The organism is Paenibacillus sp. OT2-17 (genome assembly GCF_009827695.1).
Taxonomy (GTDB): domain Bacteria; phylum Bacillota; class Bacilli; order Paenibacillales; family Paenibacillaceae; genus Paenibacillus; species Paenibacillus polymyxa_B.
In genome coordinates this window covers 1-546 of sequence record NZ_WUDQ01001045.1, presented here as the reverse complement: position 1 = coordinate 546, position 546 = coordinate 1, and the positions used below count along the sequence as shown (strand labels likewise).

Here is a 546-nt window from a genome sequence, read left to right as displayed (position 1 = left end):
CAGGACGATTTTAAAGAAAATACTGAGCTCGGAAGCTCCGTCTATACTCGCCGCCTGGAACAACTCTTTCGGAAGTCCCTGGAAATAAGTCTTTGCCAGAATAATATTGAATACGCTGATCGAGCCGGGCAGAATAATGGCCCAGACCGTATTCAACATGCCTAAATCCTTAATCACCAGATAGGTAGGAATCAGACCGCCACCGAAAAACATCGTTATCAGGAAAAAGATCATAATGGACCGTTTCCCTACCAACTCTTCAATCGCAAGCGGATAAGCCGCGAAGACGGAAAATAATACGGTTGCGAACGCAAAGGCTGCTGAATAAAAAATAGCATTAAAAAAACCGCGGATCATGGCACTGTTGCTTAGGATTTTGGCATATCCCGTGAGTGTCCAGTCTGATGATGTAATGGCAAACCCTTTGGTAATCAGGGTATTTGGAGTTAAAAAGGACGAAAGCACCACATAGACCAGCGGTAGCAGAATAGCGAGAACAAACAAACCAAGTAGAATATAATTGATGATGAGCAGAATCCGGTCCTT

Annotated in this window: 1 protein-coding gene; it reads right to left on the bottom strand. The window is 44.0% G+C overall.

Features of this window, described 5'->3' with window-relative positions; translation table 11 throughout:
- Positions 1-546, bottom strand: a 546-nt coding sequence (locus GRP75_RS28955) for a carbohydrate ABC transporter permease (protein ID WP_160791109.1), incomplete at both ends; no start/stop codon positions are given.